Origin of the sequence: Rhodovulum adriaticum, assembly GCF_004345735.1 — a bacterium.
GTDB lineage: Bacteria > Pseudomonadota > Alphaproteobacteria > Rhodobacterales > Rhodobacteraceae > Rhodovulum > Rhodovulum adriaticum.
This window is the reverse complement of sequence record NZ_SLXL01000013.1, coordinates 1-25,772: the sequence shown is the minus strand read 5'-3', so window position 1 is coordinate 25,772 and position 25,772 is coordinate 1. Positions and strand designations below refer to the sequence as shown.

At 65.7% G+C, this 25,772-nt stretch carries 24 protein-coding genes and 1 pseudogene; 12 read left to right on the top strand and 13 right to left on the bottom strand.

What is annotated here, in order from left to right:
* Both EV656_RS13960 and EV656_RS13955 read right to left on the bottom strand, forming a co-directional pair.
* On the bottom strand, positions 1 to 1,056 hold the full coding sequence (locus EV656_RS13960; protein ID WP_132605168.1) for an ABC transporter ATP-binding protein: 1,056 nt from the start codon (positions 1,054 to 1,056) through the stop codon (positions 1 to 3).
* A 68-nt stretch (positions 1,057 to 1,124) separates the two neighbouring features.
* Positions 1,125 to 2,258: an ABC transporter substrate-binding protein gene (locus tag EV656_RS13955; RefSeq protein WP_132605166.1), complete on the bottom strand. Its 1,134-nt coding sequence runs from the start codon at positions 2,256 to 2,258 to the stop codon at positions 1,125 to 1,127.
* A gap of 290 nt (positions 2,259 to 2,548) precedes the next feature.
* On the opposite strand from EV656_RS13955, the gene EV656_RS13950 reads away from it, so the two are divergent.
* Together EV656_RS13950 and EV656_RS13945 are read left to right on the top strand one after the other, a co-directional pair.
* Entirely contained in the window at positions 2,549 to 3,457 is a 909-nt protein-coding gene (locus EV656_RS13950; RefSeq protein WP_243695710.1) for a phosphotransferase enzyme family protein, read from the top strand.
* A complete protein-coding gene (locus EV656_RS13945; RefSeq protein ID WP_132605162.1) occupies positions 3,454 to 4,782 on the top strand; it encodes an aspartate aminotransferase family protein in 1,329 nt (442 codons plus the stop codon). Before EV656_RS13950 ends, EV656_RS13945 begins: the two co-directional genes overlap by 4 nt.
* Before the next feature lie 4 nt (positions 4,783 to 4,786).
* On the opposite strand, the gene EV656_RS13940 is transcribed toward EV656_RS13945, so the two are convergent.
* Positions 4,787 to 5,554 carry a DeoR/GlpR family DNA-binding transcription regulator gene (locus EV656_RS13940; protein WP_132605160.1) on the bottom strand — a complete coding sequence of 256 codons (768 nt, stop codon included), beginning with the start codon at positions 5,552 to 5,554 and terminating at the stop codon, positions 4,787 to 4,789.
* 298 nt (positions 5,555 to 5,852) lie between these two features.
* Positions 5,853 to 7,151: a Glu/Leu/Phe/Val family dehydrogenase gene (locus tag EV656_RS13935; protein ID WP_200276582.1), complete on the bottom strand. Its 1,299-nt coding sequence runs from the start codon at positions 7,149 to 7,151 to the stop codon at positions 5,853 to 5,855.
* Positions 7,152 to 7,429: 278 nt separating this feature from the next.
* Here EV656_RS13935 and glnH point away from each other — a divergent pair, with 278 nt between their 5' ends.
* From glnH to EV656_RS13910, 5 genes are all read left to right on the top strand, one after another.
* Positions 7,430 to 8,167, top strand: a complete 738-nt coding sequence (glnH, locus tag EV656_RS13930; RefSeq protein WP_132605158.1) for a glutamine ABC transporter substrate-binding protein GlnH — start codon at positions 7,430 to 7,432, stop codon at positions 8,165 to 8,167.
* A 68-nt stretch (positions 8,168 to 8,235) separates the two neighbouring features.
* Positions 8,236 to 8,892: a glutamine ABC transporter permease GlnP gene (gene glnP, locus EV656_RS13925; RefSeq protein ID WP_132605156.1), complete on the top strand. Its 657-nt coding sequence runs from the start codon at positions 8,236 to 8,238 to the stop codon at positions 8,890 to 8,892.
* Positions 8,889 to 9,617: a glutamine ABC transporter ATP-binding protein GlnQ gene (gene glnQ / locus EV656_RS13920; RefSeq protein ID WP_132605154.1), complete on the top strand. Its 729-nt coding sequence runs from the start codon at positions 8,889 to 8,891 to the stop codon at positions 9,615 to 9,617. Before glnP ends, glnQ begins: the two co-directional genes overlap by 4 nt.
* The gene (locus tag EV656_RS13915; protein WP_132605152.1) at positions 9,607 to 10,638 is read left to right on the top strand and encodes a C45 family autoproteolytic acyltransferase/hydrolase; all 1,032 of its coding nucleotides are present in this window, start codon (positions 9,607 to 9,609) and stop codon (positions 10,636 to 10,638) included. Before glnQ ends, EV656_RS13915 begins: the two co-directional genes overlap by 11 nt.
* Positions 10,577 to 11,512 (top strand): MurR/RpiR family transcriptional regulator, encoded by a 936-nt coding sequence (locus EV656_RS13910; RefSeq protein ID WP_200276580.1) that lies wholly within the window; start codon positions 10,577 to 10,579, stop codon positions 11,510 to 11,512. Before EV656_RS13915 ends, EV656_RS13910 begins: the two co-directional genes overlap by 62 nt.
* A gap of 3 nt (positions 11,513 to 11,515) precedes the next feature.
* Here EV656_RS13910 and EV656_RS13905 read toward each other — a convergent pair whose 3' ends face one another.
* Positions 11,516 to 12,412: a MurR/RpiR family transcriptional regulator gene (locus EV656_RS13905; protein ID WP_132605150.1), complete on the bottom strand. Its 897-nt coding sequence runs from the start codon at positions 12,410 to 12,412 to the stop codon at positions 11,516 to 11,518.
* A gap of 97 nt (positions 12,413 to 12,509) precedes the next feature.
* On the opposite strand from EV656_RS13905, the gene EV656_RS13900 reads away from it, so the two are divergent.
* From EV656_RS13900 to EV656_RS13890, 3 genes are read left to right on the top strand one after another with little or no spacing between them, the layout of a single operon-like run.
* Complete coding sequence (locus EV656_RS13900) at positions 12,510 to 13,292, top strand: enoyl-CoA hydratase/isomerase family protein (RefSeq protein WP_132605148.1); 783 nt, start codon at positions 12,510 to 12,512, stop codon at positions 13,290 to 13,292.
* A 3-nt stretch (positions 13,293 to 13,295) separates the two neighbouring features.
* Positions 13,296 to 15,464: an acetate--CoA ligase family protein gene (locus EV656_RS13895; RefSeq protein WP_132605146.1), complete on the top strand. Its 2,169-nt coding sequence runs from the start codon at positions 13,296 to 13,298 to the stop codon at positions 15,462 to 15,464.
* Positions 15,461 to 16,261 (top strand): crotonase/enoyl-CoA hydratase family protein, encoded by an 801-nt coding sequence (locus tag EV656_RS13890; protein WP_132605144.1) that lies wholly within the window; start codon positions 15,461 to 15,463, stop codon positions 16,259 to 16,261. Before EV656_RS13895 ends, EV656_RS13890 begins: the two co-directional genes overlap by 4 nt.
* 37 nt (positions 16,262 to 16,298) lie before the next feature.
* Here the strand turns inward: EV656_RS13890 and EV656_RS13885 are convergent, their stop codons facing one another.
* Genes EV656_RS13885 through EV656_RS13850 form a run of 8 tightly spaced genes read right to left on the bottom strand, consistent with a single transcriptional unit; the run spans position 16,299 to position 24,081 of the window.
* Entirely contained in the window at positions 16,299 to 17,324 is a 1,026-nt protein-coding gene (locus EV656_RS13885; protein WP_132605142.1) for a histone deacetylase family protein, read from the bottom strand.
* Entirely contained in the window at positions 17,321 to 17,803 is a 483-nt protein-coding gene (locus tag EV656_RS13880) for a GNAT family N-acetyltransferase (protein WP_132605140.1), read from the bottom strand. Before EV656_RS13880 ends, EV656_RS13885 begins: the two co-directional genes overlap by 4 nt.
* A 3-nt stretch (positions 17,804 to 17,806) precedes the next feature.
* Positions 17,807 to 18,733, bottom strand: coding sequence for a 3,5-dioxohexanoate:acetyl-CoA acetone transferase (kce, locus tag EV656_RS13875; RefSeq protein WP_132605138.1), 927 nt, complete (start codon positions 18,731 to 18,733; stop codon positions 17,807 to 17,809).
* Between the two features lie 5 nt (positions 18,734 to 18,738).
* A complete protein-coding gene (locus EV656_RS13870; protein WP_132605136.1) occupies positions 18,739 to 20,094 on the bottom strand; it encodes an aminotransferase family protein in 1,356 nt (451 codons plus the stop codon).
* A 7-nt stretch (positions 20,095 to 20,101) separates the two neighbouring features.
* On the bottom strand, positions 20,102 to 21,178 hold the full coding sequence (locus EV656_RS13865) for an ABC transporter ATP-binding protein (protein WP_132605134.1): 1,077 nt from the start codon (positions 21,176 to 21,178) through the stop codon (positions 20,102 to 20,104).
* Positions 21,179 to 21,233: 55 nt separating this feature from the next.
* The gene (locus EV656_RS13860) at positions 21,234 to 22,385 is read right to left on the bottom strand and encodes an extracellular solute-binding protein (protein WP_242469034.1); all 1,152 of its coding nucleotides are present in this window, start codon (positions 22,383 to 22,385) and stop codon (positions 21,234 to 21,236) included.
* A gap of 44 nt (positions 22,386 to 22,429) precedes the next feature.
* Entirely contained in the window at positions 22,430 to 23,215 is a 786-nt protein-coding gene (locus EV656_RS13855) for an ABC transporter permease (RefSeq protein ID WP_132605132.1), read from the bottom strand.
* Positions 23,215 to 24,081 (bottom strand): ABC transporter permease, encoded by an 867-nt coding sequence (locus tag EV656_RS13850; protein ID WP_132605130.1) that lies wholly within the window; start codon positions 24,079 to 24,081, stop codon positions 23,215 to 23,217. Before EV656_RS13850 ends, EV656_RS13855 begins: the two co-directional genes overlap by 1 nt.
* A 95-nt stretch (positions 24,082 to 24,176) precedes the next feature.
* On the opposite strand from EV656_RS13850, the gene EV656_RS13845 reads away from it, so the two are divergent.
* Positions 24,177 to 25,142, top strand: coding sequence for a LysR family transcriptional regulator (locus tag EV656_RS13845; protein ID WP_132605128.1), 966 nt, complete (start codon positions 24,177 to 24,179; stop codon positions 25,140 to 25,142).
* 86 nt (positions 25,143 to 25,228) lie between these two features.
* Positions 25,229 to 25,678: pseudogene (tnpA, locus tag EV656_RS13840) on the top strand (IS66 family insertion sequence element accessory protein TnpA); the annotation flags it as partial.
* Between the last annotated feature and the right edge of the window lie 94 nt (positions 25,679 to 25,772).

Below are 25,772 nucleotides of genomic sequence, written 5' to 3'. Positions count from 1 at the left end.
TCAGGCCTCCGCGATCAGGTGGCAGGCCGCGGCGGCACAGCCCAGGCGAACGGGCGTGCCCGGGCCGCCGGGCATGGCGTTTTCGCGCAGAACCTCGGCGATCAGGGTCTGCCCGCCCTCCAGCGTGACGGTGTATTGCACGCGCGACCCCAGCATGTATTCGGCCTCGATCCGGCCGGCAAAGGTCAGTTCGGCGTGCTCTTCGCCCTCCAGGAATTGCAGGCTCTCGGGGCGGACCATCAGCGTGCCGGTCGCCCCGCCAAACGCGCTTGCCGCTGCGGGCGACAGTGTCACGCCCTCGGCCTGACCCGCGCGGATCGGGAACAGGTTCACCTCGCCCATGAATTCTGCCACGAACCGGCTGACCGGGCGTGCATAGATTTCCTCTGCGGGGGCGATCTGTTCGAACCGGCCTGCACGCATGATGGCGATGCGGTCGGACATCACCATCGCCTCTTCCAGGCTGTGGGTGATGTAGATGAAGGTCTTGCCCGTGCGGGCGTGCAGATCCTTCAGCTCTTTTTCCAGCGCCTTGCGCAGGCGGTAGTCCAGCGCCGACAGCGGTTCGTCGAAGAACAGGATTTCCGGGTCAAAGGCCAGCGCGCGGGCCAGCGCCACCCGTTGCCGTTCACCGCCGGAACACTGGTCGATACGCTTGGAATAATAGTCTTGCGGCAGGCGCAGCAGATCCAGCAATTCCAGCGCGCGGGCCTTGCGATCCTCTGGCGCGACCTTGCGCAGCTTTAGGGGAAACTCGATGTTCTGGCCCACGGTCATGTGGGGAAACAGCGCCAGCGACTGGAACACCATGCAGGTGGGCCGCTTGTTGGCGGGCATCTCGTCGATGCGCTGGTCGCGCAGCCAGATGGAACCGTCGCTGGGTTCGTCCATGCCCACCAGCAACCGGATCAGCGTGGTCTTGCCGCTGCCCGAGGGGCCGACGATGGCCAGGAACTCGCCGTCGTGCACCTTCAGGTCGATGGCATGCAGCGCGGTGAACTCGTTGAAGGTCTTGGTCAGGGCGTTGATGCGCAAAATCGGCGTGGTATCGCTCATTCTCTTGTCTTTCGCCTGGTGAAACCGGCCCCGCCGCCGGGGCGCGCGGGACCGGATGTTGAAAGGGCTCAGCCGCGCTTGGCCGCGGTGTAGATCTGCATGAGCTTGTCGTAATCGGCGACAACGTCGTACTCGACCGACCGCTCCATCTCTTCGGGCAGGCTGTCCCACTGGATCGCGTCGCGCTCTTCGGCATCCCACAGCGCGGCCACCTCCGGGTCGCCCATCTGGGCCACCGGGTTATAGGTGCCTTCGGCAAAGCCGACGGCCTTGCAGATTTCCGGTTTCTGCACGAATTCCAGGAAATCCTCTGCCAGGGGCGAGGGATCGGGGTTGTTGACCAGCGAGGTCAGCTCGATCCAGACAACGCCGCCCTTGCCGTCGATCGGCCCCGATTTCGGGGTGATGCCGCGAACATTGGTCAGCCCGTCCAGACGCGCGGGGCTGGCGGTATAGGTGCCGCCGGTGAAGTAGGCGTCGATCTCGCCGTTGATCAGGGCGGTGTTCATCGCCACCAGGTCGTCGGTCAGCAGCTTGGCCCCGCCGAAGATCTGCTTGGCCACCCCGTCGAAGGTTTCGAACCCGGCCTCGTCCAGCGGCTGGAACGGGTTCAGATCGCCCGTCAGGCACATGTGGATGAGGTTCCAATTGTCGTAGGTCAGCACGCCATAGCGCCCGGCCATCGCGGGATCCAGGAACAGCTTCCAGCCCTGATCCTCGGCCATTTCGCGGCTGATCTTGTCGGTGTTGACCACAAAGGAGAACGGGCCATAGCGCTGCGGCATCCCGATCAGGTCGCCGTTATCGGCAAAGGCCTGCGGATAGGGCCCCGAGAATTCCGGGGCCATCTTCTCGAAGTAGGGCAGGAAGCGGTCCTTGCTCAGCGGCTTGATCAGCCCCTCGGGCAGCAGCTGGCCGCGCGCCCAGGGCTGGTTGAGGTTGATCAGATCCCAGACGTTCACCTCGCCCGCGCGCAGCTTGTTGATCATGTCCGGGTCCGAGGTGCCGCTTTCGGCGCGGACGGTGGCGCCGGGGTGCATCTTGCGGAACGGGCTCAGCACGTCGTCGGTGTTGTAGCCTTCCCAGCACAGGATGTTCAGCTCGTCCTCGCGGGAGGCCAGCGCAGGGCGGCCGGGCAGCAGCGCGGCGCTGCCGGCAAGGGCGCCCAGGCTGGCGGTAAAGGCACGGCGGGTCATGGTCATGGCGATGTCCTCTTCTGTGTTGGCAGGCGCTGACCGGCCTCGGTCGTCAGTCCGCCCAAGTGGCGTCAACGCGATGTTGCAGCGCAGCATCTGACCCTGACGATTCCCGCTTTTTTGGACATTGGCAAGCAAAAATGTTGCAAGTCACAATTTATGGCCCTACAGATTTTGAAAGCGCAAATAAAAAGGGCAACGCAATGGCTGGTCTCTATCACAGTGATTTCGTGGATCGTCTGCAGGCAGGGGCAAAAGGGCTTTTGACCCAATGGAAATTGGCCCCTGAAACAGAGGTGCGCCTGTTGAGTCTGTCGGAAAACGCGACCTTCCGTGCGGACGATCCGGGGCGCGACTCACCCGTAATTCTGCGGGTTCACAGGCCGAACTACCACAGCGAGAGCGAGATTGCCTCGGAACTCGCCTGGATTGCTGCGTTGCGGCAAGACGGGGCGGTGGAAACCCCCGCACCGCTGCCCATGGCCGATGGAAACCTGATCGCCCGATTCGAGGATGACGGCCAGATTCGGCACGTCGTCGCCTTCGACTTCATGCCCGGTCAGGAACCCGACCCCGAGGGCGACCTTGCCGCCGGCTTCGAAACCCTGGGCGCGATCAGCGCACGCCTGCATGCGCACACCCGGACCTGGACCCCGCCCGCCGGGTTCACGCGCAAGACCTGGAACCACGACACCGCCTTCGGCGCTGACCCCCTATGGGGCGACTGGCGCGCGGCACTGGGCCTGACCGCCGACGGGCGCAAGACGCTGGAGCGGCTGAGCGATGCGCTGCGCGACAGGCTGGCCGCCTATGGCGCCGGACCGGATCGGTTCGGACTGGTGCATGCGGACCTGCGGCTTGCCAACCTGCTGGTGGATGGGGACAGGCTGGGCGTGATCGACTTCGACGATTGCGGCTTTTCATGGTTCATCTACGATTTCGCTGCGGCAATTTCCTTCCTGGAAACCAACCCGATCGTCCCCGACCTGCAAGAGGCCTGGGTCCGCGGCTATCGCAGCGTCGCCGCGTTGTCGGACGAACATGTCGAGATGATCCCGACCTTCATCATGTTCCGCCGCCTGCTGCTGACCGCCTGGATCGCCAGCCACCGCGAAACCGAAACCGCCCGCGAGGCCGGGCTGGAGGCCTACACACAAGGCACGCTGGACCTGGCCGAGGCCTACCTGAACGGGGGCGCGGCATGACCGTCGATTCCAAGGGAACCGTGCGTCCGATCCTGGACATGAACGCCTTTGACAAGGCGCAGGCCGAAACCGCCGCCCCTGCCGTGGCGCGGCGGCTGGACAACCTTGGCGCGGCGTCTGTCCTGTTCTACCGCGAACCGATCCAGATGGTGTCGGCCTCGGGCGCGTGGATGACCGCAGCGGATGGCCGGAAATACCTGGATTTCTATAACAACGTGCCCTCGGTCGGGCACAGCCACCCCGAGGTGGTGCGCGCCGTCGCCGACCAGATGGCGCGGCTGAACACCAACACCCGCTATATCGTGGACGTGGTCGACGCCTATCTTGAGGCGCTGAAGGCCAAGCTGCCGGCGGCACTGTCCAACGTGGTGCTGACCTGTTCAGGCAGCGAGGCCAACGATCTGGCCCTGCGGGTGGCGCGCAAGGCCACCGGGGGAACGGGCGTGATCGTCACCGAGAACGCCTATCACGGCAACACCGCCTTCGTGACCGAGGTTTCGCCCTCGGCGCTGAAGCGCGGCAGCCTGCCGGACTATGTGGTGGCCATCCCCACCCCGTCGCAGGAAAACTACGGGCCGGACATCGCCGAAGGCTTCACCGCCAGCCTGCGCGCGGCCATTGCCGAGTTGGACAAGCGGGGGCTGAGGCCCGCCGCCCTGATCGTGGATTCGATCTTTTCCAGCGACGGGATTTTTGCCGATCCGCCCGGCTTCCTGCGCCCGGCGGTGCAGGCGATCCGCGACGCCGGCGGGCTGTTCATCGCCGACGAGGTACAGCCGGGCTTTGCCCGCACGGGCGATGCCTTCTGGGGGTTTGCCCGCCACGGCGTGGAACCGGATATCGTCACGATGGGCAAACCCATGGGCAATGGCTTTCCCATGGCGGGCATGGCCGCCCGTCCCGATCATCTGGCCGCGTTCTGCACCGATGTGGGCTATTTCAACACCTTTGGCGGAAACCCGGTGGCCGCCGCCGCCGGGGCCGCCGTGCTGCGCGTGATCGAGGCCGAGGGCCTGCAAGCCAACGCGCGCGAAACGGGCCGCTACCTGCTGGACCGCCTGTCCGCGCTGGCCGATACCGACCCACGGGTCGCGGCGGTGCGCGGGGCGGGCCTGTTCATCGGTGTCGATCTGTGCGACCCGTCGCGCGACATGGCGCCGGACCCGGATTTCGCGGTGCAGGTGATCGACGGGTTCAAGGCCCGCGGCGTGCTGATCGGCGCGGCCGGACGGTTCGGCGCCACGCTGAAGGTGCGCCCACCCCTGTGCCTGACCCGGGACGAGGCCGACCAGTTCGCGGACGCGCTGGCCGACATCCTGGCCTGAACGTTCAGCCGGGCGCGATCAGGGTTTCCACCTCGGCCCGTTTCAGCGCTGCGGCCATCGGGCCGGTGGGCGTGCGGTCGCTGGCCAGAACGTCGATATTGCTCCACCGCGCATACCGCGCGGTGGACATCCGGTCGAACTTGGTATGGTCGGCCACCACCATTCGGCGCGTCGCCTGGCGCAGCATCGCCGAATAGACATCCGCCGCCTCGATCAATGCGTCGCTGGGGCCGTCCGGCGACAGGCCGCTAGCCCCCAGCACCGCCCAGTCCGCCGTGAAATCCGACAGGAATCGCACCGTCTGCGCGCCGTGCATCGCGCCCTCGCCCGAATGGTACAGGCCCGGCGCCATCATCACCGAAATCGTGGGGTTGAAGGCCAGCGCCGTGGCCACCCCGAAGGAATGCGTAATCACGGTGATGTTGTTCAACTCATAAACCAGCCGCCGTGCGACATGGACCGTAGTCGCGCCCGACCCGATCATGATGACCCGCGCATCCTTGAGCATCGGCACGGCGATCCGCGCGATCGCCTCGCGCTCGGTCACCAACTCGTTGTGACGCTGGGTCAGGGTCGGCTCCGCCTGCTGACGCAGCATCGCGCCGCCATAGGTCCGGCTGATCAGCCCTTGCCGGGCCAACTCGTCCAGGTCACGCCGGATCGTTTCGGTGGTCACGCTCAACGCCTCGGACAGGGCGCTGACCCGCATGGTGGGCGTCGTGGTCAATTCCGCAAGGATCTGCTTCTGGCGTGCTGCCTTTTTACCCGTCATTCATTCCCGACCACGTTATTGGGGCATCGGTACCGCGCAGGTGGCCTGCCGCCGCCCCTGTCGCACCGATCTTGCGCAGCGCACTATATGGGCAATGGGATTGGCTCACCAGCCGTCCGCAATGCCGCATCGCCCAAACCCCTGGCGCTGCGGCACTGATCGGCAACCTGCCACAGGCGGTTGGATGCGTGCCGGAACGGGCCATGACCCACCCTAGCTTACGCGGAGCACAGAAAGACAACGGGGATGGCCTGCATTTCGCCGCCGCAGGCGGGCTGCGCCGGGTGAAACCCGATGCTCACGCCCCGTCGAAATAGGCTTGGGTTCCCCGCGCCTCCACCGCCTCGGCGATCCGGCGCAGGCCGTGGACATAGGCCGCCTCTCGCATCGACAGCCCCATCTCGTTGTGCAGGGTCCAGACGGCCTGGGTTTCGGTTTCCATCACGTTGCGCAGGTGGTCGCGCACGCGCGAGGCATCCCAGTAGAACCCCGAACGGTTCTGCACCCATTCCAGATGCGAGACCGTCACCCCGCCGGAATTGGCCAGGATGTCGGGGATGATAACCGTGCCCTGCTCTGCCAACCAGACATCGGCGGCGGGCGAAACCGGGCCGTTGGCCATCTCCAGGATGACGCGCGCCTTGATCCGGGCCTGGTTTTCCGGTGTGATCTGCCGTTCCAGCGCGGCGGGAACCAGAACGTCGCACTCCAGTTCCAGCAACTCGTCGTTGCCGATCTCTCGGGTCTGGCCGTGCCCCGGCGCCCCCAGCAGCGTGCCGGTCTTGTGCTTGTGTTCCATCACGGCCAGCGGATCGAACCCGTCCGGGTCATGGATCGCGCCGCGCGAGTCGCTCAGCGCCACGATGCGATAGCCATCGGCATGCAAGAGCTTGGCACAGTGATAACCGACATTGCCAAAGCCCTGGATCGCCACGGTCGCCTTGTTCGGGTCCAGCCCCAGCGAGCCCTGCAGGTAGCGCAGCGCAAAGAACCCGCCCCGCGCCGTCGCGTCGGTGCGCCCGACCGTCCCGCCAAAGGCCAGCGGCTTGCCGGTGATCGCGTTGGGCAGCGGCGCACCGGTGATCGCGCTGTATTCGTCCGCCATCCAGGCAATGACAATACCGTTGGTGTACATGTCCGGCGCCAGGATATCGCGATCCGGCCCGACAAAGGGCGCGAAGGCCTCTATATACGCGCGGCTTAGTCGTTCCAGTTCGGAGGCCGACAGCGCCTTGGTATCGACGCAGACGCCGCCCTTGCCGCCCCCGAAGGGCAGGTTGGCCACCGCGCATTTGAACGTCATCCAGAAGGCCAGTGTCTCGACCTCGTCCAGCGACACGTTGGGGTGGAACCGTACGCCGCCCTTGGTCGGCCCGCGCCGGTCGTTATAGCGGCACCGCCAGGCCTTGAACGCGCGGCGGCTGCCATCGTCCATCCGGATCAGCAGGCTGGCCGACAGCGTTTCGCGCGGCCATTTCAGTTCTTCGAACACATCGGGATGAATGTTCAGCCGGTCGCAGGCGGCGCGCAGATTCGCGCGCGCCTTGTCCAGCATCGGCAGGGGCGGCATGTCGGGGGCGGTCGTATCCTGGGTCATTGCGCGGTATCCGGCCAGAAATGGGAATGCAAACCGAGTGATACCGCCGAAGCCCGCCTGCGTCCATTTCCCGGAACGACAGCGTCGGGGCGGGCCGCCGCCGATCTTGCCGGCGCCTGTTTTCAAGCGTTTGCCCCCCATCGCCCGTGCAAAAATGCAAAGAAAAGCATCAAATTTATAATTATGCAAAAATACTTGCGTGAACGATTGCGGCATGTAACGCTCCTCTGCACAAGAACGATCATGCAAAAAATTTGCACACCAACAGGAGAACGCCCATGAAGACGCTCGTAAAGCTCGCGGCCGCCGCCGCCCTTTCCCTGACCGCGGCACAGGCCAGCGCGGACGAATTGGTGGTGGCAACCGACACCGCCTTTGTCCCCTTCGAATTCAAGCAGGACGGCAAATATACCGGCTTCGACATCGAGATGTGGGATGCCATCGCCACCGAAATCGGCATGGAATACGACCTGCGCCCGATGGACTTTGCCGGGATCATTCCCGCCTTGCAGACCGGCCAGGTCGATGTCGCGCTGGCAGGGATCACGATCAAGCCGGAGCGCGAAGAAGTCATCGACTTCTCGGACGGCTACTATGACAGCGGCTTTCGCCTGATGGTGCCCACCGACAGCGAGGTCGCCGATTGGGACGATCTGGCGGGCAAGACGCTGGCGGTCAAGACCGGAACCTCGGCCTCTGACTGGGCAGAAGAGAACCTGCCCGATACCGAGTTGCGCAAGTTCCCCAATATCGACAACGCCTATCTGGAACTGCGCACCGGCCGCGTCGATGCCGCCATGCACGATACGCCCAACGTGCTGTATTACATCGCGCAGGCGGGCAACGGCCAGGTCAAGGCCGTTGGCAGCCAGATGATGGCCCATCAATACGGCATCGCCTTTCCCAAGGGCAGCGAGTTGGTCGAGTCGGTGAACGCGGCCCTGGCCAACATGCGTGCGGACGGGCGCTATGACGCCATCTACGAAAAGTGGTTCGGCGCCAAGCCCGGCGAATGATCCGTTCCGAACCTGGGCCGGGCTGCTTTGCCCGGCCTTCCCTTCCCTGCTAAGCGCGGAGGTCACCCATGGAAACGGACTGGTCCGTCATCTTCGACTACCTGCCGGCGCTGTTGGCCGGTGCCAAGACAACCGTATACATCACCATTCTCGGCCTTGTCGGCGGCATGGTTCTGGGCACGCTGGCAGGTCTGATGCGCGCCTATGGCGGCTGGCTGCTGAACGCCATCGCATTCGTCTATATCGAGGCCATTCGCGGCACGCCCATCGTCGTGCAGGTGATGTTCCTTTACTTCGCCCTGCCCGTTCTGGCCGATATCCGCATCGACCCGATGTCAGCGGCGATCCTGGCGATCGTGGTCAATGCAGGCGCCTATATCGCGGAAATCGTGCGGGGCGCGTTCCTGTCGATCAGCAAGGGCCTGACGGAGGCAGGGCTGGCCATCGGCCTGCCGCACTGGAAGGTGCTGCTTTACATCGTCGGGCCGCTGGCCTTTCGCCGACTGATCCCGCCGCTGGGCAACCAGTTCATCGTCAGTCTCAAGGACACGTCGCTGTTCATCGTGATCGGTGTGGGCGAGTTGACCCGCACCGGCCAGGAAATCATGGCCTCCAACTTTCGCGCGGTCGAGATCTGGACCGCGGTCGCCATCATCTACCTGATCATGACCGGCACCCTGACCCTGATCCTGCGTGTGACCGAAAAGCGGATGAGGATCCTATGAGCATCATCGAGTTTCGCCAGACCTCCAAGCATTTCGGCCCGCTCAAGGTGCTGGACCATGTGGATCTGTCCATCGACGAGGGCCAGGTCGTGGTGCTGATCGGTCCCTCGGGGTCGGGCAAGTCCACGCTCTTGCGCTGCATCAACGGGCTGGAAACGATCACCGGGGGCGATCTGATCGTGGACGGCCTCAGCGTGACGGGGGGCAAGAAACAGCTGCGCGAGATCCGGCGAGAGGCCGGGATGGTGTTCCAGCAGTTCAACCTGTTTCCGCAACTGACCGCCCTGGAAAACGTGGCCTTTGGCCCGCGCAAGGTGCGGAAACTGTCAAAGGAACAGGCCGAAGAGGTCGCCATCGACCTGCTGGACAAGGTCGGCCTTGCCGAAAAGGCGGGACACTACCCGGCGGAACTGTCCGGCGGTCAGCAGCAGCGCGTGGCCATTGCCCGCGCCCTGGCGGTCAAGCCCAAGGTGATGCTGTTCGACGAGCCGACCTCGGCGCTGGACCCCGAGCTGAAGCAAGAGGTGCTGAACGTGATGCGCCAGTTGGCGACCGAAGGCATGACCATGGTCGTCGTCACCCACGAGATGAGCTTTGCCAAGCAGGTCGGCACGCGCCTGATCTTCATGGAACACGGCAAGATCGCCGTGGACGGCCACCCGCGCGAGGTGATCGACACGCCCCCCAACGACCGGATGAAGGACTTCTTGCAGCATGTCGAATAGCGGGCGGAACGATCTGGGCTGGCAGCAGGCGGCCGGTACGCCCTTCGACATCGGGGCCAGCCTTGGCGCGCATGGTCGCGATGCCGTGCATCGCCATCTGATCGCCAGCCCGATCTGGCACAGGGTGAATGCCCCCGACCACGCCGACCGGCTGGCGCGCCTGACCCGCAACACGCAACAACGGTTCCCCGCGATCTGGGCCGAGATCGAGGGGCTGGCCGCCGGGTTGGACCTGCCCGTGGGGCAGGTGATGGCGTGGAACTGCCGGGGCGATCTGCTGGCCTCGGCGCCCGATGGCTGCACCACCGTTCAACTGCCCGGACCACACCCGGTGATTGCCCATAACGAGGACGGCTTGCCCTTCTTCCGCGGGCATTGCTTTGTCGCAGAGGTGCAGCCAGACAGCGGCCCCGGCTTCTTGTCCTTCTGCTATCCCGGCTCGCTGCCCGGGCACACATTCGCGCTGACCACGGCGGGGCTGGTGCAGGCTGTAAACAACCTGCGCCTGCTGGGGATCGAACCGCAGGTGCCGCGTATGGTGCTGGGCCGCGCGACGCTGGCCGCTGGCACGCGGGACAAGGCCCTGCCGCTGTTGCAGGCCGCCCCGCCGAGCGGCGGCTTTCACTTCACCCTCGGCCAACGGGGGGACCACGGCCTGATCGGTATCGAATTCGGAACCGGCCACCCGGCGACACACCAGATCGCGGCCCCCGCCCTGCATGCCAACCATGCCCTGCGCATGGACGGGCCGCAGATCGTCACCGCCTCTTCCCGCGACCGGCAGGCGCGCGGGGATGCCTTACTGGCCGATGGCGTGGACGATGCGCTGGCAATCCTGCGCGATACCGGCGGGCCGGGCCTGCCGATCCGGCGCGACGATCCCGAAGACCCGGATTGCGAGAACACGCTGGCCACGGCACTGTTCCGTATCGGAAAGAACAACGTGGAATGGACCATCTATGACCGGGTCAGCGAACACGCCGCCTACCGAAGCGGCGACATCCCACATCGCGCCGCCTGAAACCGTCGAAGAGTTGCGCGCGCTGCTGCTGGGCATCGCGCGCGGCGAGGTGGACATTCCGCTGGGCCCCAAGGCCCGGCGCGCCCTGGGGCAAATGCTGGATTTGCAAGGCGATCCCGCGCTGGTGTCGATCACCACGCTTGGCGAACGGCTGGGAGTGAACCCCTCGACTATCACGCGGCTGGCGCGCACCCTGGGCTATCCCGGCTTCGGGGCCCTGCAAGAGGTTCTGTTGCGGTCAGCCAACACGCCCGGTGCCTTTTACACCCAACAGGCACGCCGGGCGCTGGATACCGCAGACGCGCCCAGTCAGGCCAACGCGGCGCGGCTGTGCCGGGAAACCCAGGCCAATACCGACCGCTTTCTGGACGGGTTCGATACGCAAGCCTTCGATCGCGCGGTCGAAATGATCGTCGAGGCCCCGCGCCTGTCGGTTTACGGTATCCGCCAGTTCCATGCCTTCGCCAGCTTTCTGGTCTACGGCCTGCGCATGATCCGATCCGATGTCAGCCTGCTGGACAGCAACGCCCTGGGCCAGGCCGAGGGGCTGGCGGCCCTGCACCCCGGCGATGTGCTGATCGTGGCCAGCTGCAATCCCTATTCCGCCCCGGTCATCAAGGTGACCCGCGCCGCGGCAGAGAAAGGCGTTCGGGTTCTTGCGATCACGGACATGGTCAGTTCGCCCCTGATGCGGCACGCCGAGGTCGCCCTGTTCGCCCCGCATGAGACAAGCTTTATCTCCAACTCCCTGTCCACCTTCATCCTTGCGGGGGAATGCCTGATCAACGGCTGCGCCGCCGCCCGGCCCGAGTCGACCCGCAACGCGCTGGAGGAACGCGACCGCATGATCCGCGCCCTCGATATCGAAACCTGAGCCTCAGCGCCGGACCCTGGGCAGTTTGGGCTGCCAATAGGCCCCGTAATCCTCGCGCAACGATTCATAGGTTGCGATCCGCGCGCGGGCCTCGTCGCCGCCGGCCTGCACCAGATGGGCCAGCAGGCAATCCAGAACCGCCATCGCGCCGGACAGACAGCCGAAATGGTGGGTGGAATGGGTCGACACCTGCACGAACAGATCGGGCCGGATGTCAGGGGCGACCAGTTCCGAATCCGACAGCAGGATCACCCGTGCCTTGCGGGCGCGGGCCAGCCGCAGCGCCTTGATCGTTTCCGCGCTGTAGGGCGGAAAGGTCATCGCCATCAGCACATCCCCCGGCCCGACCGAGATCATCTCGTCCAGCGGGCTGCCCATGTTGCGGGGGATCAGGTGCAGGTTGGGCAGGGCCATCCGCGCCACATAGTGAAAGTAATAGGCCAGGGTATAGCTGGCCCGCGTGGCGGTGACATAGACGTTGCGCGCCCCGGTCAGCTCATCGGTGACGGCTGCCGCCAGTTCAGGGCGCAGCAATTGCAGCGAGCGCCCGACGATGTCCAACTCATTCTGCGCGACCTTGGCCTGGGCTGCGCCCATGGGCCCGGCGCCGGCCATCCGGCGCAGCCAGGTCACGCCGCTGTCGCTGTCGTGCCGCTCGACCAGCGCGGTGCGGAAGGGGGCGCGCAGCCCGTCAAAGCTGTCAAACCCCAGATGTCGGGCCAGCCGGACCAGCGTGTTGGGGCTGACGCCAATCTTGCGCGCGCTGACCCGGATCGGGTCCAGCCCGAAATCGTTGCCGTTGTCCACGACATACTTGGCCGCTGCCTGCAGACGGGGCGGCAGTGTCTCGATCTCATCGACAAGGCGCGCGCAAAGACGCGTTCGCAGCGTGGCATCCATGGCCGAATAAGAACATTTGTTTTGCAAACTTCCAATGAAAAACTGGCGTGCTTTCGCGATGCTGTTCGTGATCGGACAGGAAACGCGGAACACTCCAATGGCATACGAAACCATCCAGTGCGAAACCCACGGCCCGGTGGGTGTGATCCGGTTCAACCGGCCCCACCGGCTGAACGCCGTGGTGACAGAGCTTTACACCGAAACCCTGGCCGCGCTTGATGCGATGGCAACGGACGATGCGATCCGCACGATCGTTCTGACCGGCACCGGCCGGGCGTTTTGCGTGGGCGCCGACCTGAAGGAACACGCCGCCCAGGCCCGCAGCGATCTGGAAAAGCTCGACTACCTGACCCTGGGCAACACGGTTTGCGAACGCCTCCAGTCCCACCCCAAGCCGGTGATCGCGGCGGTGAACGGCTATGCCCTGGGGGCGGGGGCGGAAATGGCCTGCGCCTGCGATTTCATCCTGATGGCGCAGGGGGCGCAGATCGGCTTTCCCGAGGTATCGATCGGCACCCATCTGGGCGGCGGGATCACCGGCACCCTGCCCCGTCTGGTGGGCCTGACCATGGCGCGCGAGCTGATCTTTACCGGCCGCCGGATCGACGGGGAGGAGGCCGTGCGCCTGGGCCTGGCCAACCGCGCCTTTGACGATGAACGCTTTTGGGACGACGCGTTGGGGTTCGCCGCCGGGATCGCGACCAAGGCGCCCTATTCCATGCGCTTTGCCAAGGCGCTGCTGAATGACGGCCGGATGGAGCATGGCGCGCGGCTGGCGGCGGAACTGTCCGCCCTGCGCACCTGCATGCTGACCGAGGACTGGGCCGAGGGCATCACCGCCTTTGCCGAGAAACGCCAACCGCAGTTCCGGGGGAAATGACCCATGCGCGGAGATGACCTGACACCCACCGTTCTGGACCGTGTGTTCAACGCCCGCGCCATTGCCGTGATCGGCGCGTCCAACGATCCGCGCAAGCGCGGCTTCCAGACGATCCGCCGCCTGCTGGCCGACGGCTATGGCGGCACGATCCACCCGATCCATCCCAAGGCGCCCGAAATCCTGGGCCTGCCCGCATCGCCCAGCGTGGCGGACGTGACTGGGGATATCGACCTGGCCCTGATCTGCACCCCCGCCGCAACGGTGCCCGGTATCCTGGCCGAATGTGGCGCCAAGGGCATTCCGGGGGCCGTGGTCCTGGCCGCGGGCTTTGGCGAAATCGGGGCCGCCGGGGCCGAAATCGACGCGACCACGCGACAGGCGGCGGCCGCCCATGGGGTGCGCCTGATCGGGCCCAACACCAACGGGCTGTTCAACCTGCACAACGCGATGAACCTGGTGGGCGTCGATGGCGCCACGCCGGGCGGGATCGCCGTCTGTTCCCAGTCCGGCAACATGCTGCTGTCGCTGGTCAGCGAGGCCCGGCGCCGCGGCGGGATCGGGTTTTCCAGCTATGCGGGCGTGGGCAACCAGATGGATGTGCACCTGGCCGAATACCTGGACCATTTCGGGCGCGATCCGGCCACCCGGGCGGCTGTGTTCTATGTCGAGGGCTTCCAGAAGGGGCGCGCCTTTCTGGACACCTGCCGCCACGTAGCGCAGGCCAAGCCGGTCGTGATCTGCAAGTCCGGCCGAACCGCCGCCGGACAGGCCGCGGCGAAATCTCATACCGGCGCGCTGGCCTCGGGCTTTGCGCTGACGCAGGGCCTGTTGCGGCAGGCAGGTGCCACGGTGGTCGACAGCCCCGACGACCTGCTGCCGATTGCCCATGCGCTGGCCCATCTGCCGCTGCCAATGGGCAGTCGCGTTGCCATCCTGGCCGATGGCGGGGGGCATGCCACGGTCGCGGTGGATGCGCTGGTCGAGGCGGGGGTGGACCTGGCCACCCTTTCGGGCGCGACGCGGGCGCGGTTGGCCGACCTGCTGCCGGCGGCTGCCTCTTGCGTGAACCCGGTCGATGTTGCCGGTGGCACCGATGCCGACCCGGGGCTGTTTGCAGATTGTGCCCAGGCAATCCTGCAGGATGCGGGTGTCGATGTCCTGCTGACCGTAGGCATGTTCGGGGGCTATGCCGAACGTTTCGATGCCTCGCTCGGCGCGGCGGAGCAGGCGGCGGCACAGCGGCTGGCCGAAATCGCCGCCGATGCCGGAAAGCCGCTGATCGTGCACAGCGTTTATGCGGGTCTGGGCACCGCGCCGCTGGCCGCGCTGGCGGCGGCACAGGTCCCGGTCTTTCCCGGCATGGCGCTGTCGGTGCGCACGGTTGCGGAACTGGTCCGCCGGGGCCAGGCGGTCCGGCGTCTGGCCGCCGCACCCGCCGCCACCCGGCCACTGGCCCCCGATCCGGCGCGCGCGATCGTTGCGGGCGCCCGGGCCGCGGGGCGCACAGCACTTTATGAGCCCGAGGCGCGCGATCTGCTGGCCGCCCACGGCCTGCCCCTGTCGCCCCATGTGGTTACCCGCGCGGGCGAGGATCTGGACGCAGCGATGCGCCGCTTGGGCGACGGCCCGCTGGTGGCAAAGGTCGTCAGCCCCGACATCCTGCACAAATCCGATGCGGGCGGGGTGAAACTGAACCTGAGCGGCGCGGCGGCGGTCCGGGACGCCATTGCAGAGATTTACGCGAATGCAAATGCGTACGACCCAAATGCGCATCTGCACGGCGTGATGCTGGCCCCCATGGCCGCGCCCGGGGTCGAGGCCATCCTTGGCGTGGTGCAGGATCCCGCCTTCGGCCCGGTGATGATGTTCGGGCTGGGCGGCATCTTTGTCGAAGTATTGCAGGACGTGGCCTTTCGCGCGCTGCCGCTGTCCGCCGAGGACGCCAACGAGATGATCGCCGAGATCGGCGCGGCCCGCATTCTGGAGGGGGTGCGCGGCGCTGCGCCCGTTGATCGCGCGGCCCTGGTCGAGTTGATGCTGACCCTGTCGCGCATTGCGCTGGCCCATCCCGAAATCGGGGAAATCGACCTGAACCCGGTGATCCTGCGCGCCGATGGCCATGATATAGCCGATGCACGGATGATCCTGCGCCCCGAAGGAGACAACACATGACCGACAAGCTGCTGATCGCCCAAGAGGGGGCAATCGCCACCCTGACATTGAACATGCCCGAAACCCGCAACGCCCTGACCGATGCGGACCTGTGCGACGCCGTGGTGGACGCGATGGGCCGGATCGCAGCGGACCAGAGCGTGCGCTGCGCCATCCTGACCGGGGCGGGGTTGGCGTTTTCCTCGGGCGGGAACCTCAAGCATATGCAGGAAAAACACTCGATCTTTGCCGGTGACGCGATCGAGGCCAAGGATGCCTATCGCACCGGCATCCAGCGCATGGCGCGCGCGATCTGGCACTGCGAGGTGCCGTTGATCGCCGCCGTAAACGGCCCGGCCTATGGCGCGGGCTGCGATCTGGCCTGCATGTGCGATATTCGGATCGCCGCAACCAACGCGACTTTTGCCGAGAATTTCGCGCGGGTCGGGCTGATCTCTGGCGATGGGGGGGCTTGGCTGTTGCCGCGCCAGATCGGGCTGTCGCGCGCGGCCGAGATGACCTTTACCGCCGATCCCATCGACGCCGACACCGCGCTGGCCTGGGGCCTGGTTTCGCGCGTGGTCGCGCCCGAGGCATTGTTGCCAGAGGCGTTAGATCTGGCCGGGCGGATCGCCAGGAACCCGCCGCGCCAGTTGCGCATGGCCAAGCGCCTGATCCGCGAGGGCATGACCACGCGGCTGGAAAGCGTGATGGAGCTGGCCGCCGCGTATCAGGGCGCCTGCCAACAGACCGAGGACCACGCCGAGGCGGTGGACGCGATTCTGGAAAAGCGCCCGCCGGTCTTCTCGGGGCGGTAGCCGTCAGGCCAAGGGCGCATGCCCTGCGGCGCGGGCCTCAGCCATTCTCCAGAAATCCGCTGAGAGCGGATGTCAGGTTGCCCCCCAGCCCGTCGCAGATATAGCCGCCCTCCTGCACAAAAAGGGTCGGCAATCCAAGGGCCGCGATGGCCGCGCCGATACGGGCAAAGCCCGGGGTGGTGACCGCCAGCCCCTTGAACGGATCGTCGACAAAGGCATCCAGCCCCAGCGCCACCACCACCGCGTCGGCACCGAAACCGGCGATCCGCTCCAGCGCGGTGTCCAGGGTTTTCAGATAGCCCTCGTCCCCGGTGCCCCGTTCCAGCGGCAGGTTCAGGTTATAGCCGATGCCGCGCCCCGCGCCGCGTTCCTGCGCATGGCCCCAGAAGAAGGGATAGAACCGCGCCGGATCCGCATGGATGGAAATCGTCAGCACATCGTCACGGTCGTAGAAAATGCCCTGCGTGCCGTTGCCGTGGTGCACGTCCACGTCCAGAATCGCAGGACGCAGGCCGCGCGCACGCAGCCGTTCCGCCGCGATGCCGGAATTGTTCAGGAAGCAGAACCCCCCCGCCAGATCGCCGAAGGCATGGTGCCCCGGCGGGCGGGACAGGGCATAGGCGCCCCGTTCCCCGCCCGCGATCAGGTCGGCCCCGGCGATGGCGGTTTGCGCGGACCAATAGGCAGCGGCCCAGGTGCCCTCGGCAATCGGGCAGGCGGTGTCGGCCTGATGATAGCCCGCCTGCCCGACTGCGGATTTCGGGTAACCGTCGGTGCGGTTCGCGGGGTGGATGTTGGGGATCACCTCGTCGCCCGCGCCCTCTATCCGGCGCCAGCGGGTGTAGATGTTTTTCAGGAAGGTCAGGTATTCGGGGCTGTGCAGGGCCGCGATGGGGCCAAGGCCCGCATCGCCCGGCGCCTGGAACACGCAGCCCGCGACCTCGGCCGCGGCTTTCAGCACCTCGATACGCCTGGGCTGTTCGGGGTTGGGCAGGCGCGCGCCGTTGGCCATGAAATGCTTGGGGTCATGGTGCCATTGCCGCTCGTCGAAAACCGCCTTCATGTTGTTCCTTTCAGGGCGTTCAGCCCGTCCTCGTCCAGTGTCATCAGGGTGTCGCCGGGCGCGGGCGTCAGGCCCAGCCGGCGATAAAAACGTTGCGCGCCGGGATTGTCGTCATAGACCACCAGCCGCAGGAACCGCGCATCCCACACCTGCGCGGCCTGCCGGGCGGCGGCGGCCAGCAGACGTTGGCCCAGCCCCGCGCCGCGCCCGCCCTCGGCCACCCACAGGTCGGACACGAACAGCCCCGCATGCCCCCGGATGGTCGAGAAGACGGGCGAAAAAACGGCCACGCCGCGCAGGGTGTCCCCCTCCAGCGCGATCGCCGCGTGACAGGACGGGCACGCCCCGAACAACGCGGCCCGCAATGTGGCCGTGTCCGCGCGGTAGGGATCGCCCAAGGTGGCGGCAAGGGCACGCAACCCGGTTTCCACGCGGTTCAGATCGGCGCTGTCCGCCATGCGGATCGTGATCTGTTGCATCGCCTAGATCGCCGTCCTGTCCGCGCCCTTCAGCCCCAGCATCGCGCGGGCCTCGGCGGGGGTGGCGGGCGTGCGGCCCAATGCCTCGACGATGGCGCGGACCTTTTCGACCTGCTGGGCGTTGCTGGTCGCCAATTGCCCGCGGGCAATCATCAGGCTGTCCTCCAGCCCCACGCGGACATGGCCCCCCATCGCAGCGGCCTGCGCGGCCATCGGCATCTGCATCCGCCCCGCCGCCAGCACCGAGAACATGTAATCGCCCCCGAACAGCTTGTCCGCCAGCCGCACCATATGGGTCAGGTTTTCCGGGTCCGGCCCCATACCGCCCAGCACGCCGAACACGAACTGGATAAAGAAGGGCGGCTGCACCAGCCCGCGATCCGCGAAATGGGCCAGCATGTAAAGATGCCCCATGTCGTAGCATTCGAATTCAAAGCGGGCACCGCGATCGCGCCCCAGCCCGGTCAGCACGGTTTCGATGTCGCGCGGGGTGTTCTTGAACACCAGATCGTCGGTGCCCTCCAGAAACGGCTTTTCCCAATCGTGCTGCCACGCGGTGACCCGCGCGGCCATGGGGTACAGCGCGAAATTCATCGTCCCCATGTTCAGCGAACACATCTCGGGCGCGGCGGCCATGGGCGCGGCAAGGCGGTCCTCCAGGCGCATCACCGCGCTGCCGCCGGTGGACAGGTTCAGCACCGCGTCGCAGCCCTGTTTCAGCCGGGGCAGGAAGGCCATGAAATGCGCAGGATCGGCCGAGGGGCGCCCGGTGTCGGGGTCGCGTGCATGCAGGTGCAGGATCGCGGCGCCTGCCTTGGCCGCTGCAAGCCCGTGGTCCACGATCTGGTCGGGCGTGACCGGCAGGTGGGGCGACATGCTGGGCGTATGGATCGACCCTGTCAGCGCGCAGGTGATGATGATCTTGGACATGGGATTTACGCGGTGACGGCAAGGGCCGGTTCGACCTCGGCCATGAACTGGGTCAGCGACAGGTCCAGCATCTCGACGATCTCGTCGATATGGGTTTCGGTCACGATCAGCGGCGGGCAGACCAGGATATGATCGCCCTCGATCCCGCCACGGGTGCGGCGGGAATAGACGATCAGCCCGTTTTCATAGGCGATCTGCACAAAGCGGTCATAGGCCTTCAGCTCGCGCGGGAGGGGCGCCAGCGTGTGCGGGTCGGCGACGAATTCAAAGGCCAGCAACAAGCCCTTGCCGCGCACATCCCCGATGATCGGGTAGCGGGCCATCAGACCCTCCAGCCGGGATTTCAGCACCGCGCCCATCGCGTCGGCATTGGCGCACAGGCCCTGTCGGTCGACCTCTTCCAGAACGGCGACGCCCGCGGCGCAGGCCAGCGGATTGCCCGCATAGGTGAACCCGTGCTGAAAGCCGCCCTCGTCCAGCACCGGATCGACCAGCCGGTCATGGGCGACCATCGCGCCCAGCGGCACGTAACCGGCGGCATAGCCCTTGGACATGACGATCATGTCAGGGACCACGCCCCAATGTTCGGTCGCCAGGAACCGCCCCGTGCGGCCGACGCCGGTCATGACCTCATCCGCGATCATCAGGATGCCGTAGGTGTCGCAGATCTCGCGCACCCGCTCCATATACCCCGCGGGCGGCACCAGCGCCCCGGTAGAGGCCCCGCCGACCGGTTCCACCATGAAGGCAAGGATCGTCTCGGGGCCCTCTTGCAGGATGCACTCTTCCAGCATGTCGGCGTAATGCAGCCCGGTGATCGGGTCGTCGGGGTCCAGCCCGTCCAGATAGGCGCGCGGCGCGGGGATCTTGGGCATGGGGCGCATCATCGGATCGAAGGGCGCGGTCAGCGGCGCGTAGCCGGTGATCGCCAGCGCCCCCAGCGTGCAGCCGTGATAGGACGGGCTGCGCGAGATCACCTTCCACCGCTGCCCCTGCCCCGTGGCCACCGCCCATTGGCGCGCCAGCTTCATCGCGCTTTCCACCGCCTCGGACCCGCCCGAAACGAAAAACACCTTGTTCAGCCCCTCGGGCGTGCGCGCGGCGGTCATGTGGGCCAGTTTCTCGCTGGCCTCGGTTTCGAAATGCAGCCGGTAGCCAAAGGTCGCGCGTTCCATCTGCTCGCGCATGGCGGCCAGGACATTGTGGTTGGAATGGCCGATATTGCAGACCATCGCGCCGGACGATCCGTCCAGATACCGCTTGCCGTCCACGTCCCACATGTAGACGCCGCGCGCCTGGTCCAGCACGGGTTTGCGGTTGCGGCCCTGGTAGAACAGGTAAGAGGGCGGTCGTTCGGTCATTGGGGCCTCATGCGGGAAGGGCGGCGCAATCCTGCGGCCGCAGCCGCAGCGACACCTGCGCCCCCTCGGGGAAGGGGTGTTGATCGATCATGTTGATGGCCTGCAACTGGGTGTCGCCCGCGCGTACGAAATAGCGCACGGCCTGCCCCTGGTAGTCGACCGTTTCCACGGTGGCATCCACCGCGATTTCGCCGTTCAGCGGCGTGCCGGGGTCGGCCAGCAGCAGTTTTTCGGCCCGCAGGACCAGCTTGGCCGGGCCTGCGCCCGCCACCATCGGGGCCTTTTCTGCCGGGACGGCAACGTTGCCGAAAATGTCGGCCTGCAGCGCGACATGGCCGTTCGCGCGATCCGTGCAGCGAGCGGGCAGGATGTTCGAGGCGCCCAGGAAATTGGCGACGAATTCGCTGGCCGGGGTGTTGTAGACCGCCTCGGGCGGGCCGACCTGTTCGACGCGGCCCTCGCTCATCACCACGATCTGGTCGGACATGGCTAGCGCCTCTGACTGGTCGTGGGTCACGAAAACGGTGGTCACGCCGATCCGATCCTGGATGCGTTTGAGTTCCACCCGCATATCCTCGCGCAGGTTGGCATCCAGCGCCGACAGCGGTTCGTCCAGCAACAGCACATCGGGTTCGATCACGATGGCGCGGGCCAGGGCGATCCGCTGTTGCTGCCCACCGGACAGTTGCTTGGGGTAGCGGTCGCCCACGTCGGGCAGTTGCACCAGCGACAGCGCCTCATCCACGCGGCGAGCGGCCTCGTCTTTCGGCACGTTGCGGTATTTCAGCCCAAAGGCCACGTTGTCGGCCACGGTCTTGTGCGGGAACAGCGCGTAGTTCTGGAACACGATGCCAAGGTTGCGCTTGTGGATCGGGATGTCGTTGACGCGCTGGCCCTTGATCTCGATATCGCCCTCGGTGGGATCCAACAGCCCCGCGATCATCCGCAGCGTCGTCGTCTTGCCGCAGCCGGACGGCCCCAGCAGGGTCACGAACTCGCCCTCGGGGATCTCAAGCGAGGTCTGCTGAACAGCCGTAAAGCTGCCGAAGCGCTTGACGATATCGCGCAGGATGACGGAACTCATGGCTTTCCTCCGAAGGGGGTGCCCCCGCCCGTCCGGCGGGCGGGGGCGTCAGGCATCAATAGCCCTTTTGCACGCGGCCGAAGGTCTTGGACCACTCTGCCTCTTTCCCGTTCCAGTAGGGCGGGTCAAAGAAGTTCAGCCCCGCCAGCGTGCCGCTGGGATCGAAGGCCGGCAGCGCCTTGACCTTGTCGGTCAACTCCACCTTGTTGGGGTCCAGCGCGGGCGGGTAGTTCTGCCCCTCGGCCACTGCGATGGCGGTTTCGGTTTCCAGCATGAAGTTCAGCAACTCTTCGCATTCCGGCATGGGCGAGCCGCGCAGAACGAACAGACATTCCTGCCAGCCCAGGCCGCCCGGCGGGTCGTAGTAGCCGATGTCGTGGCCCTGGTCCTGCAGCGCCTTGACCCGGCCCGACCAGGCCTCGGTGACATAGATCTCTTCCTCGGCCAGCAGGCTCATCAACTCGGCCCCCGAGGACCAGTATTTCAGCGCCAGGTCGCGATGGGCGCGGATCGCGTCCCAGACGGCATCCACATCCTCTATCCCGTTGGGGTTCTGCCCGGTCTGCAGGGCGGCGTACCAGACGCGCGTCTTCCACTCGCCCCAGCCGCCGATCTTGCCCTTGTAGGCCGGGTCGATCAGCAGCATCGCGCCTTTTTCCTGCATCTCCTCGTCAGAGATGTACTTGCGGTTATAGGCCAGACCCGTGGTGCCATAGTCATAGGGCACCGCCGACAGCGACCCGCCGGTGGGCTTGCGCAGCACGTCGACCAGCGCCGGGATCACGTTGCCCAGGTTGGGGATATTGGCCTCGTTCAGTTCCGAGCTGAGTTCGAGGTTGTGGTAGCGCACGTAATCGAACACGCCCGACAGATGGGCGATGTTGAATTCACCCGGCTGGCTGGCCTTGACGCGGGACAGGTATTCGTCCGCCCCGCCAAAGGTGCCATCGACCACGTTCACGCCGGTCGCGGCGGTGTAGGGATCGAAGGCGTATTCGCGGAACGCCTCGGACACCACGCCGCCCCAGCCGTCGAAGCGCACCTGTTCTGCCGCGGCATGGGCGTATTTGGCAAAGGGCGTCTGCACGCCATAGGCCAGGCCCGCCGCGCCCAGCAGACCCAGGAAGTTGCGCCGGTCCAGATCGCCGTTCAGATACCGTTCGCGCAGGCGGTGATAGCGGGTGGTGTCGTCCATCTTTCTGGTCATGTCGGTCTCCTTGTTGGAAGGCTGTTCTTATGATCGGCGCGGTTCTATCCGCCGCGCCTTGTCGCAAGCGCCCGGGCCAGCGCGAGCCCCAGCAAGGGCAGGCCCACGGTCAGCAGGATCATCACCGTCCCAAGCGCATTGATTTCCGGGCTGATCGAGTTGCGCAGCATCGCAAAGATCTGCGTCGGCACGGTTTCCACCCCGCCCGGTTTCCAGAACAGCGTGCCGGTGATGTCATCGAAACTGATGGTAAAGGCGAACAGCGCACCGGCCAGAACCGCGGGCAGCATCAGCGGCAGCGTCACCTCGAAAAAGGTCTGGCGCGGGCTGGCGCCCAGGCTGAGCGCGGCCTCCTCGATATCGCGGCGGATGCTGACCAGGCGGGCCTGCACCACCAGGATCACGAAAGGCAGGGTGAAAATGACATGGCCTGCCAGCAGCAGCGCAAAGCTTTTGTTCACGTTGAGGAAGTTCAGGAACAGCAGCAGCGCGACCGCCAGCACCACCTCTGGCACCAGAATCGGCGCGATCAGCAGGGTGGAAATGACATTGGCCCCCGGCACCCGGTAACGCACCAACGCCAGGCTGGCCAGCACACCCAGTGTCGTGGAAATCGCCGCCGTCAGCAGGCCCAGAATGATAGAGGTGCGGAACGCCCGCAGGATGGCGTCGTTCTGGGCCAGTTCCACGAACCAACGAAAGGAAAACCCGGTCATCGGAAAGCTGCCGAACTGGCTGGCGTTGAAGGACAACAGCACCACCACCGCGACCGGCAGGAACATGAAGGCATAGACCAGCAGGGTCCAAAGGCGCACCAGTTGCCAGCCCATCAGCCCAGCCCCTTCATCAGTTGCGCCATGCCCAGATAACGGTTGTAAAGCAGCACCAGCGCACCCAGCACAGCCAGCAGCATCAGCGACAGCGCGCTGCCCAGCGGCCAGTTCAGCTGCGTGATGATCGCCTCAAACACCAGGTTGGCGAACATCGCATCGCGTGGCCCGCCCAGCACCAGCGGCGTGATATAGGTGCCCGCCCCCAGCACGAAACACAGCAGCCCGCCCGCAGCCAGCCCCGGCAAGGACAGCGGCAGGGTGACTTGCAGAAACGCCTGCCAGCGCGTCGCGCCCAGCGAATTGGCGGCATCCTCAAGCGTGGTGTCGATGCCATCGAGGCTGACAAAGACGTTCAGCACCATGAACGGCAGCAGGAAATGTACCAGCCCCAGGATCACCGTCGTCTGGTTATAAAGCATCTGGATCGGCTCATCGACGATGCCGGTTCCGGTCAGCACCCAGTTCACCGCGCCGGACACACCCAGGATGTTGATCCAGCTCATCGTGCGGATGATGTAGCTGATCCAGAACGGCAGCATCAGCAACAACAGCAGGATCGCCTTGTTCCCCTTGGACCGGGCGATGAAATAGGCCGCCGGATACCCCATCACCGCGCAAACCAGCGTGGTGATCGCGGCGATCTTCAGCGTGTTCAGCAGGATGTCGCGGTAAAACGGATCGATCAGCGCCTCTGCCCAGTTGTCCAAATAGAACCCCACCTGATCGGCGCCGGTCGCGGTCCGCAGCCAGAACGAATAGACCGCGATGAAGGCAAGCGGCACGAACAGCAACAGCGCCACCGCGCTGAGTGCGGGGGAAAGCAAAATCCAGGGCTGTCGCGCTTCGCGGGTTTCGACGGACATTCCAGCCTGCTTTGTCAGGGGTGTTGATCGAAGCGTGGCGGGATGCCATTCATAGATCAAATAGATAATAGGAATTGTGGTTATCGATCATGTCTATGCCTCGCGGTACCACCGACGCCCCCGGCCGCCTGATGCGGGAACTCGACTGGAACCTGCTGCGGACTTTCGTCGTCCTGGCCGAGGCCGGATCGGTCACCGGCGCGGCCGAAAAGCTGCGCCTGAAACAGCCCACGGTATCGGCTGCCCTGAAACGGCTGGAGGATCGGCTGGACAAGCGGTTGATTGAGCGGCGCCCGGGCCATTTCCGCCTGACCGAAGCGGGCGAGTTGCTGTATCGCGAAGCAGTTGAAATCCAGGGGTCGATCCTGCGGCTTTCGACCCTGATGCGCGAGGTAACGGACGAGGTTCAGGGCCACGTCAAGATCGCGGTGGCCTCTCACGTGGTCTGCCCGCTATTCGACGCAACCCTGGCAGAGTTTCACGCCAACCACCCCAAGGCGACCCTGTCGATCGACGTGATGACCAGCCGCGATGCCCTGGCCGCCGTGACCGCCAAGGCCGCGACACTGGCGATTTGCCTTGTACGCCAACGCAACCCACGGCTGGAATACCTGCGGCTTTATCGCGAATTCTTCGGTTTCTACTGCGGCCCGCCGCATCGCCTGTTCGGCCGCCGCGACATCACGCAAAAGGACCTGGCCGGTCTGCCCACAGTCAGCTTTGAGACCGACAGGCTGCACGACGTTCTGCGGCCCGTGACGCTGATGCGGGCAGAGGCAGAGCTGGGCGAACGGATCGTCGGCCAGTCCAGCCACCTGGAAGAGGTCCGCCGCATGATTATCGCGGGGCTGGGGGTTGGCCCGCTGCCGGTCCACGTGGTGCGCCGGGATGTCGAGGATGGCCTGCTGTGGCCACTGCCCCCGCACGACCGCCGCCCCGCCATAGACGTGCATGTCGTCTGGAATCCGCACGCACGCATGAATCGCGCCGAAGAGGCGATGCTGTCAGGCATAAAGGAAAGGATCGAACGCACCCCGATCGAGGAACGCACCTACGCCTGAATGCCGGTTCAGACAGGCTGCTGACCAGAGCCCCTTTTTTCCTCCAGTTTGAGGTAGGGTCCGTCCCAACGACGGAGACGGACGGAATGAAGAGATCACGGTTTAGCGAAGAGCAAATCATCGCGATCCTGAAGCAGCAGGAGAGCGGCGTGACAACGGCGGATGTGTGCCGCGAGCATGGGATCAGCTCGGCAACGTTCTACAAATGGAAAGCCAGGTTCGGCGGACTTGAGGTGTCGGACGCGCGCCGGCTGAAGGCGCTGGAGGATGAGAACGCCAAGCTGAAGAAGCTGCTCGCCGAGCAGATGCTGGATAACGCGATGCTGAAGGATGTCGCGTCAAAAAATGGTGACGCCCGCGGCCAGGCGAAACGCCTCGGCGCACCTGCGCGACGCGCCCCAGGTGAGCCAGCGGCGGGCGTGTTCAGTTCTGGGCGCCGATCGGTCGAGCGTGCGGTATCGCAGCGTGCGTCCGGACGATTCCGATCTGCGCGGGCCATTAAGGCAGTGACGGCTGAGCGCCGTCGGTTAGGCTATCTGAACCGCCCCGGGTTTACCGGAGAGTAAAACACTCAAAGGATGAGCCCTATGACGAAGCAGAGATTCACCCCCGCCTATCCGTCCGAACTGC